General features: G+C 68.7%; 9 protein-coding genes. 3 read left to right on the top strand and 6 right to left on the bottom strand.

Annotated elements, in window-relative coordinates:
* Positions 1 to 332: 332 nt before the first annotated feature.
* Together ABD716_RS09650 and ABD716_RS09645 are read left to right on the top strand one after the other, a co-directional pair.
* Complete coding sequence (locus ABD716_RS09650; protein WP_344776277.1) at positions 333 to 2,234, top strand: ABC transporter ATP-binding protein; 1,902 nt, start codon at positions 333 to 335, stop codon at positions 2,232 to 2,234.
* Positions 2,231 to 4,045 (top strand): ABC transporter ATP-binding protein, encoded by a 1,815-nt coding sequence (locus ABD716_RS09645; RefSeq protein WP_344776275.1) that lies wholly within the window; start codon positions 2,231 to 2,233, stop codon positions 4,043 to 4,045. Before ABD716_RS09650 ends, ABD716_RS09645 begins: the two co-directional genes overlap by 4 nt.
* Before the next feature lie 153 nt (positions 4,046 to 4,198).
* On the opposite strand, the gene ABD716_RS09640 is transcribed toward ABD716_RS09645, so the two are convergent.
* Together ABD716_RS09640 and ABD716_RS09635 are read right to left on the bottom strand one after the other, a co-directional pair.
* Positions 4,199 to 4,609 carry an MGMT family protein gene (locus tag ABD716_RS09640; RefSeq protein ID WP_344776273.1) on the bottom strand — a complete coding sequence of 137 codons (411 nt, stop codon included), beginning with the start codon at positions 4,607 to 4,609 and terminating at the stop codon, positions 4,199 to 4,201.
* Complete coding sequence (locus ABD716_RS09635; RefSeq protein ID WP_344776271.1) at positions 4,606 to 5,058, bottom strand: GNAT family N-acetyltransferase; 453 nt, start codon at positions 5,056 to 5,058, stop codon at positions 4,606 to 4,608. Before ABD716_RS09635 ends, ABD716_RS09640 begins: the two co-directional genes overlap by 4 nt.
* A gap of 144 nt (positions 5,059 to 5,202) precedes the next feature.
* Here ABD716_RS09635 and ABD716_RS09630 point away from each other — a divergent pair, with 144 nt between their 5' ends.
* Positions 5,203 to 7,413 (top strand): NADP-dependent isocitrate dehydrogenase, encoded by a 2,211-nt coding sequence (locus ABD716_RS09630; protein WP_344776269.1) that lies wholly within the window; start codon positions 5,203 to 5,205, stop codon positions 7,411 to 7,413.
* Between the two features lie 92 nt (positions 7,414 to 7,505).
* On the opposite strand, the gene ABD716_RS09625 is transcribed toward ABD716_RS09630, so the two are convergent.
* The 4 genes from ABD716_RS09625 to ABD716_RS09610 are packed head-to-tail and all read right to left on the bottom strand — an operon-like array spanning position 7,506 to position 11,946.
* Positions 7,506 to 8,381, bottom strand: a complete 876-nt coding sequence (locus tag ABD716_RS09625) for a carbohydrate ABC transporter permease (RefSeq protein WP_344776267.1) — start codon at positions 8,379 to 8,381, stop codon at positions 7,506 to 7,508.
* Complete coding sequence (locus ABD716_RS09620) at positions 8,381 to 9,358, bottom strand: carbohydrate ABC transporter permease (RefSeq protein WP_344776265.1); 978 nt, start codon at positions 9,356 to 9,358, stop codon at positions 8,381 to 8,383. The genes ABD716_RS09625 and ABD716_RS09620 overlap by 1 nt, the downstream gene beginning before the upstream one ends.
* A 10-nt stretch (positions 9,359 to 9,368) precedes the next feature.
* Positions 9,369 to 10,691 (bottom strand): extracellular solute-binding protein, encoded by a 1,323-nt coding sequence (locus tag ABD716_RS09615; RefSeq protein WP_344776262.1) that lies wholly within the window; start codon positions 10,689 to 10,691, stop codon positions 9,369 to 9,371.
* A 58-nt stretch (positions 10,692 to 10,749) separates the two neighbouring features.
* Positions 10,750 to 11,946 (bottom strand): ROK family transcriptional regulator, encoded by a 1,197-nt coding sequence (locus tag ABD716_RS09610; protein WP_344776260.1) that lies wholly within the window; start codon positions 11,944 to 11,946, stop codon positions 10,750 to 10,752.
* Positions 11,947 to 12,111: the final 165 nt, after the last annotated feature.

Raw genomic sequence — 12,111 nt, 5'->3', positions numbered from 1 at the left:
GTTCTGCTCCGCGGCGCGTGTCACGGAACTCGCATCGCGCACACTCAGGAGGCCGGAATGTCCAACACCACGCCGCAGACGAAGTTCGTCGTCGCTGGTGTCGCCGGCTTCGGTACCACCGGGTATCGCGCCGCGGCTCCCGCTGCAGGCATCCGTCGGCCTCACTGACGAACCCTCGCCGCATCTGATCGCGGCCGTCGGATTGAGCCTGACGAAATCACCCGTCTCTTCACTGCGCTCCGCGCGCTCCCTCTCGCCTCATCGACCTCGGCACGAGTGTCGGTGGTGTGCGACATCATCGCTGACAACTCCCACGAAGAATTGCCTGGTTCATGTCTGCCCAACAGTCGGAAGAAACTGACCGTCCCACCCCTGCTGCCGCCCATCACGACACCGGCGAGGGTTTGAACACCCTCGCGTCGATCGCGCGCCTCTACCCCTACCTGCGCCCGGCCCTTCCGCGCATCGTGCTCGGCATGGTCGCCGCGCTGCTCGCCTCGGTCGTCTCGCTGGCCATCCCGCTCGTGCTGCAGCGCCTCGTCGACGGAACGCTGCTGCACCGCGGCGGCGACCGCTACGAGGTGATCGGCGCCGCCGTCGCGATCCTCGTGCTCGGCGTCGCCGAGGCGGTGCTGATCTCGCTGCGCCGCTGGTTCGTGCTCGCGCCCGGCACCAAGGTCGAGGCGACGCTGCGCAACGGCCTCTACAACAAGCTGCAGCACCTGCCGGTGGCATTCCACGACCGCTGGCCGAGCGGCCAGCTGCTGTCGCGCGCGGTCAGCGACCTCAACCTGATCCGCCGCTGGCTGTCGTTCGGCATCGTTCTCTTCGTCGTCAACATCGTGACGATCGTGGTCGGCTTCGCGGTGCTGTTCTACTACCACTGGCTGCTTGCCGTGGTCATGGTGGTGCTGTCGATCCCGCTCTGGGTCGCCGGCTACTTCTTCGAGCGCAAGTACCACGTCGTGGCTCGGCGCTCGCAGGACCAGCAGGGCGACCTGGCGACCGCTGTCGAGGAGTCCGTGCACGGCATCCGAGTGCTCAAGGCGTTCGGCCGCGGGCGGCACGCGCTGCAGAACTTCCGCGCTCAGGCGGAAGAGCTGCGCGGCACCGAGCTCGAGAAGGCGCGCGCGGTCGCCGGGCTGTGGCTGTGGCTGCTCATGGTCCCTGACGTCGCGTTCGCGGTGTGCCTGGGGCTCGGCGTGTGGCTCGTCTCCGACGGCCAGCTCACGGTCGGCCAGCTGCTCGCGTTCTTCGCGACGGCCACCGTGCTGCGCTTCCCGATCGAGTCGATCGGATTCCTGCTGTCGATGACCTTCGACACGCGCACCGCCGTCGACCGTTTCTTCGACGTCATGTCGACGCCGAACCTCATCGACGACCCTGCGTCGCCGAAGCACATCGAGAAGCCGCGCGGCGAGCTGGTGTTCGACCACGTCCACTTCCGCTACGAGGACTCGCCAGAGCGCTTCCCCGACCTGGTCGACGGCATCGACCTGACGGTGCGGCCCGGCGAGACCATGGCGCTCGTGGGTCTCACCGGCTCGGGCAAGTCGACCCTGACCTCGCTCGTGCCTCGGCTCTACGACGTGACGGGCGGGTCGATCCGGGTCGACGGGGTCGACGTGCGCGACCTCACGCTCGAAGAGCTCCGCAGCCGAGTGGCGATGGCGTTCGAAGACGCCACCCTGTTCTCGGCATCCGTGCGCGACAACGTGCTGCTCGGGCGGCCCGAGCTGTTCGGCGACGACCCCGCGACGAAGAAGGCGGCCGACGCGCAACTGGCCGAGGCGCTCGAGGTGGCTCAGGCCGCCTTCGCCTACGACCTGCCAGAGGGCGTCGAGACGAAGGTCGGGGAAGAGGGGCTGTCGCTCTCGGGCGGCCAGCGTCAGCGGCTCGCGCTCGCGCGCGCTGTCGCGGCCAAGCCGAGCGTGCTCGTGCTCGACGACCCGCTGTCGGCGCTCGACGTCGACACCGAGGCGCGGGTGACCGCCCGCCTGCACGACGTGCTCGAGGGCACGACGGCGCTCATCGTCGCGCACCGGCCCTCGACCGTCATGCTCGCCGACCGGGTCGCCCTGCTCGAGAACGGCCGGGTGACCGATGTCGGCACGCACAGCGAGCTGCTCGCGCGCAACGAGCACTACAAGTTCGTCATCTCGTCCCTCGAGGACGAGGACGAGGACGACACCGGGCGCACGAACGAGAACCAGAACGAGGAGGTGGACGCGTGAGCACCGCAACCGTCACCGGCGTCACCGGTGAAGACCGCAGCGATCTCTCGAAGGAGGAATCGCGGCGCATCCGCCAGCGCTCGCTGCGCCTGCTCGGCTCGCTGATCGCGCCGATGCGGGGCCGCGTCATCGTCACGCTCATCGTCGTCGTGATCTCGACGGTGCTCCAGGTCGCAGGCCCGGCGCTGATCGGAATCGGCGTCGACCAGGGTCTCGCCGCGCTGCGCTCGCACGACTGGGCGCCGCTCGCCTGGACGGCGGTGACCTATCTCGTCGCGGGTGTCGGCGGTGCGCTGTCGATCAGCTGGTACACGGTCTCGTCTGCGCAGATCAGTCAGGCGATCCTGATCGAGCTGCGCACGCGCACCTTCCTGCACACGCAGCGACTCAGCCTCGAGTTCCACGAGTCCTACACCTCGGGCCGCATCATCTCTCGCCAGACGAGCGACCTCGACTCGATCCGCGAGCTGCTCGATTCCGGCATCAACCAGCTCGTGCAGGGCGTGCTGTACTCGGGGTTCATCGCGATCGCGATCTTCACGGTCGACTGGGTGTCGGGCGTCGTGCTGCTGTGCTCGCTCGTGCCGCTGTACTTCCTGATCCGCTGGTTCCAGAAGCGCTCGCAGAAGCTCTTCCGCATTCAGCGCGTCGCCTCGGCGAAGCTCATCGTGCACTTCGTCGAGACCATGACGGGCATCCGCGCGGTCAAGGCGTTCCGGAAGGAGAAGCGCAACGAGCGCGAGTTCGGCGGCCTCGTCGAGGACTACCGGAAGGTGAACGCCGACACGATCCAGCTGTTCGGCATCTTCGACCCGGGCCTCGTGATGATCGGCAACATCACGGTCGCGGTCGCGCTGCTCATCGGCGGGTTCCGCGTGGCATCCGGCTCGCTCGCGATCGGCTCGCTGCTCGCCGTGCTGCTGTACGCGCGTCGCTTCTTCGACCCCATGGAGGAGATGGCGATGTTCTACAACTCCTACCAGTCGGCGGCGGCGGCGCTCGAGAAGATCTCGGGCGTCCTCGAAGAGCAGCCGAGCGTTCCCGAGCCGGCGAACCCGACCAAGCTCGACGGCGCGCACGGGCACGTGCGCTTCGACAACGTGTCGTTCCACTACAAGCCGGGGCGCGATGTGCTGCCGCAGTTCGACCTCGACATTCCCGCCGGGCAGACGATCGCCCTGGTCGGTTCGACCGGCGCCGGGAAGTCCACGCTCGCGAAGCTGGTGTCGCGGTTCTACGACCCCTCGGTCGGCTCGATCACGCTCGACGGCATCGACCTGCGGTCGCTGTCGTCGGAGGATCTGCGCCGTGCGGTCGTCATGGTCACCCAGGAGGCCTACCTGTTCTCGGGGTCGGTCGCCGACAACATCGCGCTCGGCAAGCCCGATGCCACCATGGACGAGATCCGGCGCGCGGCTGAGGCGGTGGGCGCGCACGAGTTCATCGCATCGCTGCCCGACGGCTACGACACCGACGTGAACAAGCGCGGCGGGCGCGTGTCGGCGGGGCAGCGCCAGCTGATCTCGTTCGCCCGGGCCTTCCTCGCGAACCCGGCGGTGCTGATCCTCGACGAGGCGACGTCGTCGCTCGACATCCCGAGTGAGCGGCTCGTGCAGCAGGCGCTGCAGACGCTGCTCGCCGACCGCACGGCGGTGATCATCGCGCACCGGCTGTCGACGGTCGCGATCGCCGACCGGGTGCTCGTGATGGAGCACGGCCGCATCGTGGAAGACGGCGCGCCCGCCGAACTCATCGGCGGCACCGGCCGCTTCGCGCAGCTGCACGCGGCCTGGCGCGACAGCCTGGTCTAGCGCGTCGCGCCGAGCCTGGCGCTGCGAGAGTGCCCACCCGCTTCCGGGTGGGCACTTTTGCGTCCGCGGCCGACGTCTGCGCCCGCCGCGCCGGGCGCAGACGTCGGCGGGAGACGCAAAACCAGAACCAGGGGATGCCGGGAAGCGGGACGCTCAGGGGCGCCAGAGCGCCTCGCGCATCGCGACGCGGTAGCCCGAGGCGCCGTGGCGCAGGGGAGTGCCCTCTGCGCGATAGTGCCCGAGCGCCTCGTCCTCATGGCCGTCGGGCGGCCGACCGTCGGAGTGCACGACGCGCCACCACGGCACGTCGCCGCCGTAGTTGCGCATGACCTTCCCGACCTGACGCGAGGCGCGCGACCCGAGCTCGGCCGCGATCGCGCCGTAGCTCAGCACGAGCCCGGGCGGGATCTGCGCCACGATGTCGAGCACGGCCTCGGCGAAGGCATCCGCCTCGAAGACGCCCGCAGCCTCATACGCGCGCAGGCCGAGGCGGTCGTCGTCTTTCGCGCGCCGCGCCCGGTCTCCACTCCCGCTACGCGCGAGTCGACCGGCGGGCGGCGTCACAGCGCGAGCTTGCCGATCGTGTCGCCGTAGTTCGTCTCGCCGATGGGCTCGAAGCCGGTGCGCAGGAAGAAGGCCTCCGGGCCGTCCTCGCCGGGCTCCCAGATGACGTAGAGAGCGTCGAGGCCGCGCTTGCGCGCCTCGTCGGCGAGCGCCTCGACGGCGAAGCGCCCGACGCCGCGACCCTGGTCGTCGGCATCGACATTGATGCGCCAGAGGATCGAGCGGAACTCTTCGCTGGGGGCCTCGGGGTCGAAGTCGGCCTGAACGAACGCGACCACGTCGTCGCCGTCGACGACGACCCGCTGCCACGAGGTCGCAGGGTTCACGATGACTGCGGCCGCAGAGTAGGAGACGGGGGTGACGTACTGTTCCTGGCCGGGCTTCAGGGAGAGCGCGTTCGCCGCGGCGATGTTGCTCGCGGAGAGTTCTTCCAGACGCAGGTCAGCCATGCCACTCACCATAACGGGGCGCATGGCCGACGGATAGCATGCCTTTGGCAGGCATCCGCCCAGACACGCATAAATATCTCGACGTCGAGATACCTGTATCGTGTTCAGAAGACCCCGCACGTTCGACCCCGGGAGCCGTAGCGCATGGCCAAGATCATCTACACCCGCACCGACGAAGCGCCCCTGCTGGCGACGTATTCGCTCTTGCCGATCATCTCGGCCTACGCGGCGAAGGCGGGTGTGGAGTTCGAGCTGAGCGACATCTCGCTGGCCGGCCGCATCATCGCGCAGTTCCCCGAGCGCCTCACCGATGAGCAGCGCGTGCCCGACGCGCTCGCCGAGCTCGGCGAGCTGACCGGCGACCCCAGCGCCAACATCATCAAGCTGCCGAACGTGTCGGCATCCGTGCCCCAGCTCAAGGCGGCGGTCGCCGAGCTGCAGGCGCTCGGCTACGACATTCCGGACTACCCCGAGTCGCCCTCGACCGACGAGGAGCGCGACATCGCCGCCCGCTTCGACAAGGTCAAGGGCTCGGCCGTCAATCCGGTGCTGCGCCAGGGCAACTCCGACCGCCGAGCGCCGGGCGCCGTCAAGGCGTACGCCAAGGCGCACCCGCACTCGATGGGCGCCTGGAGCGCCGACTCGAAGACCGACGTCGCGACCATGGGCCACGACGACTTCCGCTCGAACGAGAAGTCGGTGACCGTTCCGGCCGACGACACCCTGCGCATCGAGCACGTCGCGACCGACGGCACCGTGACCGTGCTGAAGGACGCCGTTCCCGTGCTCGCGGGCGAGATCGTCGACGGCACCTTCCTCTCTGTGGCGAAGCTCGAGGCCTTCCTCGCCGACCAGATCGCCGCCGCCCGCGCCGCCGGCGTGCTGTTCTCGGTGCACCTCAAGGCGACGATGATGAAGGTCTCGGACCCGATCATCTTCGGCCACGTCGTGAAGGCCTTCTTCAAGCCCGTCTTCGAGAAGTACGGCGCCGACCTCGCGGCCGCGGGCCTGTCGGCCAACGACGGCCTCGGGGCGATCCTCGCAGGCCTCGACACACTGCCGAACGGCGCCGAGATCCGCGCGGCCTTCGACGAGGGCCTGGCTACGGGTCCGAAGCTCGCGATGGTCAACTCCGACAAGGGCATCACCAACCTGCACGTGCCGTCTGATGTGATCGTGGATGCCTCGATGCCCGCCATGATCCGCATCGGCGGCCACATGTGGGGCCCCGACGGCGCCGAGGCCGACACGCTCGCCGTCATCCCCGACTCGTCCTACGCCAGCGTCTACAAGACCGTCATCGACGACTGCAAGGCGAAGGGCAAGCTCGACCCCGCGACCATGGGCACGGTGCCGAACGTCGGCCTTATGGCGCAGGCCGCCGAGGAGTACGGCTCGCACAACAAGACCTTCGAGGTTCCCGCCGACGGCGTCGTGCGGGTCGTGAACCAGGCGGGCGACGTGCTCATCGAGCACCAGGTCGAGGCCGGCGACATCTGGCGCGCGTGCCAGACGAAGGACGCCCCGATCAAGAACTGGATCGAGCTCGCGGTGCAGCGCGCCCGGCTCTCGGCCACGCCCGCCGTGTTCTGGCTCGATGAGACCCGCGCGCACGACGCCGAGCTGATCAAGAAGATCAACGAGTACCTGCCGAGCCTCGACACCGAGGGCCTCGACCTCTCGATCCTCGCTCCGGCCGCCGCAACCCAGAAGTCGCTCGACCGCATCCGCGAGGGCAAGGACACCATCTCGGTCACCGGCAACGTGCTGCGCGACTACCTGACCGATCTGTTCCCGATCCTCGAGGTCGGCACCTCGGCGAAGATGCTGTCGATCGTGCCGCTCATGGCCGGCGGCGGCCTCTTCGAGACCGGCGCGGGCGGCTCTGCGCCGAAGCACGTGCAGCAGCTCGTCGAAGAGGACTACCTGCGGTGGGACTCGCTGGGCGAGTTCTTCGCGCTCGCGGCGTCCTTCGAGCACCTCGCCCAGACGACGGGGAACGCCAAGGCGCAGATCCTCGCCGACACGCTCGACCGCGCGACCGGAACCTTCCTTGACGAGGACCGCTCGCCCGGCCGCAAGCTCGGCACGATCGACAACCGCGGCTCGCACTTCTACCTCGCGCTCTACTGGGCGCAGGAGCTCGCACGCCAGAACGAGGATGCCGACCTGGCGGCCGCGTTCGGCCCGCTGGCGGCGAAGCTCGCGACCGACGAGCACGAGATCGTCGCCGAGCTGCTTGCGGTGCAGGGATCCCATGTCGACCTGGGCGGCTACTATCGCCCCGACGATGCGAAGGCCGCGGCCGTCATGCGCCCGTCGGCGACGTTGAACGCCGCTATCGACGCGTTCTAGCCCCGTCGCGCGTCGCACGGCACGCGGCACGCGCGAAAAGGGCCCGAGCGGATTCCCCGCTCGGGCCCTTCGCCGTGGAACGGCCGGTGCGCCTACCCCTTCACCGCCCCGGCCGAGATGCCGGAGACCAGGTTGCGCTGGATGATGAGGAAGAACACCACGACCGGCAGCGAGAAGACGACGGATGCCGCCATCTGGGCGCCGTAGTCGGTGCCGCCGTTCGGCGTCGTGAACGAGGCGAGCCACAGCGGCAGCGTGTACATCGAGGAATCCGACATGAAGACGTACGCGGTCAGGTAGTCGTTCCACGCCGAGATGAAGGCGAAGATGCTCGACGCGATGATGCCGGGCGTGACGAGCGGGAAGAGCACCGCGAAGAGGATGCGCCACGACCCCGCGCCGTCGATCGCCGCGGCCTCCTCGAGCTCGACAGGGATCGCGAGGAAGAATCCGCGCATCACCCAGATCGAGAACGGCAGCACCGAGGCGACGTACGCCAGGATCAGCCCGATGTAGGTGCCCGTGAGCGACAGCCTGTTGAACACCAGGAACTGCGGGATCAGCAGAGCCGTCGCGGGCAGCATCTGCACCGCGAGGATGACGACGAGGATCGCCTTGCGGCCCCGGAACCGGAACCGCGTGAGCGCGGCCGATGCGAACATGCCGAGCAGGATCGCGATGACGAGCGTCGCGAGCACCACGATCAGGCTGTTGCGCAGGTCCTGCAGGAACGACGACTGCGCGAGCGCCGAGACGAAGTTCGCGGCGTCGAGGCGGCTCGGCCAGAAGTGCGGGGTCTGCGTCATGACCTCGTCGCGTGGCTTGAACGCCGTGTTGAGCATCCAGTACACGGGGAAGATCCACACGATCGCGAAGGCGATCGCGACGATGTTCGCGCCCCAGTTGATGCGCCGGCGGCGACGACGGATGCCGGTGCCCGCGCCGGCGACGGGGGTGGTGGTGGCCATCAGAACTCCTCGCCGCTCTTCAGCAGGTTGCGGATGTAGATCGACGTGATGCCGAGCAGCAGGATCATGGTGATCACCGCGATGGCGGCGCCGGTTCCCACGTCGGAGCTCGCGAAGGCGGTCAGATACGACCACACGCCGAGCGTCGCGATGGGGCGCAGCACCTGCACGCCGGCGACCAGGATGATCTGGTTGATCACGTTGAAGTCCCAGATGATCGAGAGGATCGTCATGAGGCCGAGCGTCGGGCGCAGGAACGGCAGCGTGATGCTGAGGTAGACGCGCCACTCGCTCGCGCCGTCGATGCGGGCCGCCTCGATCATGGACTGGTCGATCTGGGTCTGCGCGGCGTACAGCGTGAGGGCGATGAACGGCACCGCCTGCCACACGACGAGCAGCCAGATGATGACGAGCGCACCCCAGAAGCTGTTGGTGAAGTCCTTCTGGGTGACGTCGCCGAAGACGTGCAGCTTGGTGATGAGCCACGGGATCACGCCGTAGCCCGGCTGGAACAGCCACACCCACACCTTCGAGGTCGCGACGTTCGGCATCGCCCACGCCACGATCAGCACGATCGTCACGAGGTAGCGCACGACCGAGCCGAGGCGCAGCATCAGCTGCGAGACGCCCATGCCGATCACGACGCTGCCGGCGACCATGGCGCCGGTGAACAGCACCGTGCGCACGAGCGCCGCCCAGAAGTCCGCCGACGACAGCACGTCGGCGTACTGCTGGAACCCGACGACGTTGTAGGCGCCCGTGAACAGCGTGCGCTTGTCGTAGTCGGTGAACGACGTGAAGACCAGGTAGCCGATCGGCACCAGGGTGAGCGCCGCGATCACGAGCCCGGCGGGCGTCAAGAGGATCGCGGGCACGTGAAGACCGGGGGATGCCGTGCGCCGCAGGCCCGGGGCGGCGGGGCGAACCCGCCGGGGAGTCGCCTCCCCGGCGGTGTTCGCGACAGCGGGACCGCTCACTGGGTTCCGCTTACTTGTTGAGGTCGGATTCGATGGCGGTGTCGGCGGCCTTCGCGGCGTCCTCGACCGACTTCGAGCCCGAGGCGATCGACGAGAACAGGGTCTCCATCGTCTTGTCGCTCTCGACCGTCGACCAGTTCACGGCCGACGGCGTGGCGGTCGAGTTCTTCGCGGCGGTGAACGAGCCGAGCTGCAGCGGGGTCAGGCTGGCGGACGCCGCGTCGACGGCCTCGGTGCTGATCGGGATGATGCCCGCGGCGGCGACCAGCTTCTGGATGTCGGGCGATGCGGCGATCTTCGTCCAGGTCAGCGCGAGACCCTGGTTCTTCGACTTCGCGGGGATGGCCCAGTCGGAGCCGCCCAGGTCGACGGGCTGCGTCTTGCCGGACTTCCCGGGGAAGGCGAAGGTGCCGAGGTCGGCGTCCGTCAGCTTCTTGTTGTCACCGAGGATGACGCCGGTCTCCCACCCGTTCCCCTGGATCGTCGCGGCGTGACCGTCGGCGAAGTTCTGGTCCTGGTCGGGCTTGTCGGTGTTGAGGGTCTGCGACGCCTTCGTCGAGTACGCGTTCTGGAAGGCCTTGAAGTCGTTCAGGCCCTGCAGCGACGCGTCGCTCGACAGCTCGCCCTTCCACGAGCCCTCCGTGCCCGAGACGATCTTGCCGCCCGCGTCCCACACCCACTGCAGGCCGTCGTACCAGTACTGGCCGGGCAGGTAGAAGGCGGCGAAGTTCGGGTCGGAGGCGTGCTGCGCCTTGATCTTGTCGAGGTCGGCCGTGAACTCCTCGTAGCTGGTCGGCTCGGTGGTGATGCCCGCTGCCGCCCAGATCTTCTTGTTGTAGATCACGGTGCGCGCGCCGGCGAGCTCGGGGACCCCGTAGAGCTTGCCGTCGACCGTCGCCGGGTCGACGAGGCCGCCCAGCCAGGTCTGGCCCTGGGCGAGCTTCTCCTTCTGAGCGGTGATGTCGAGCAGGCCGCCCGTCGCCGCGTAGCCGGTGATCTGCGTGTTGCCCACGTCGATCACGTCGGGCACGTTGTTGCTCGAGAGCGCCGTGGTGACCTTGGTCACGATGCCGTCCCACTGCTGGGTCTGCACCTTGACCTTGGCTCCGGTCTCTTTCGTGAACTCGTCGTTGATCGCCTTCAGCACGTTGTCGGGCAGGTCGCCGTTCATCGACCAGACCGTGAGGGTCTTGCCCTTGCCGTCGGTCGAGAAGGCGGCGCCTGAGGACGATTTCGAGCCGCCCGATCCGGTGCCGCCCGACGAGCAGGCGGTCAGGGCGACGGCGGCGGCGATGCCGATGGCACCGATCGCCGTGATGCGTGACTTACGCATGTGTGCTCCTTGTGAGTGAGGTGATTGCAGGGGTGGTGGTGCGGTCAGTGGTCGAGCTTTATGAGACGCCGAGCTCGCCCTGCAGGACGAGCACGGCCGCGCCGAGCAGAACGAGGTCCTCGTCGCCTGTCGCGGTGCGCAGGTCAAGGCCGTTGCTGACGGCGGACATGGTGCGCGCCTGGATCGTCTGCCGGGCGGTGTCGATGAGCCGGCCGCCGATGAGCTCGGCGGGCCCGGAGAGGACGACCAGGTTGAGATTGAGGATGCTGATGACGGGGCTCAGTGCGAGGCCGAGTGCGCGCCCGGCATCCGTCAGTACCTGCTCGTGCCCCTCGTCGCCTGCGGCGGCCAGGCGGCGCTTCAGGTGCGGCGCGGCGATGATCACCTCGAGGCACCCGCGGCGGCCGCAGACGCATTCCTCGCCGTCCTCGTCGATGACGACGTGGCCGATCTCGCCGGCGGCGAACTGCTCGCCCTGGACCAGCTCGCCGCCGATCACGAGACCCGCGCCGACGCCGTGCTCGACGCGCACGACGAGCAGGCTCTCGGCGGTGTCGAGGGCGGTGGCCCCGTCGCCCTCGCCGCCCTCGCCGCGGGCGGGGAAGACCGTGCGGACGCCGAGCGCTGCCGCGTTGGCGTCGTTGGCGACGTGCACGGGATAGTCGAAGGCGCGGCGGATGCGTGCGCCGAGGTCGAGGTCGTACCAGCCGAGATTGGGCGCCTGCCGCACGATGCCCTCGCCGTCGACGATGCCCGGGGTGCCGACGCCGATGCCCAGCAGCCGCGAGCCGGCGGCGCCGATCAGCCCTGCGACGAGGATGAGCACCTTCTCGATGGCGGCCTCGCCGGTCGCGCCCGCGAGCGGCTGGGTGAGGCGGTGCAGCACCTCGCCGCGCAGATTCGTGACGACGCCGGCGAACGCGTCGCCGGGGGAGAGGTCGATGGCGGCGATGTGGAAGGCGTCTGCGTCGATCTCGACGAGGGTGGCCGGCTTGCCGGGCCGGGTGCCCTGGCGCTGCCCGAGTTCGTGGACGATGCCTTCGCTCTGCAGCTCGGCGACGAGATCGCCGACGGTCACGCGAGTGAGGCCCGAGGTGCGGGCGAGGTCGGCGCGGCTGAGCGCGCCGCTGTAGAAGAGGTGCTGCAGCACGAGGGCCCGGTTGTGCCGCCGGTTGTGCTCGGGCAGTGCCTTCTCGGCGAGCTGGCGGGGGCGGAGCGCGGGCCGCGCGGCATGGCTCTGGTCGAGCTGGGACATGTCCGTTCTCCTTCCGTCGGCGTCGTCGCTGGGCGGTTTTGTTAGTACACCTGCCTTACAAACGAAAGTCAAGCGATGACGTGTCACGGCCGAATATCGCCCGTGTTTCGGTCATGTTGCACTTCTTCCGAGCGGTATCGCCCCCATGTTGCGGCACATTCGATT

The organism is Gryllotalpicola kribbensis (assembly GCF_039538245.1).
Classification (GTDB): Bacteria; Actinomycetota; Actinomycetes; order Actinomycetales; family Microbacteriaceae; genus Gryllotalpicola; species Gryllotalpicola kribbensis.
This window is presented reverse-complemented; position numbering and strand designations above follow the sequence as displayed.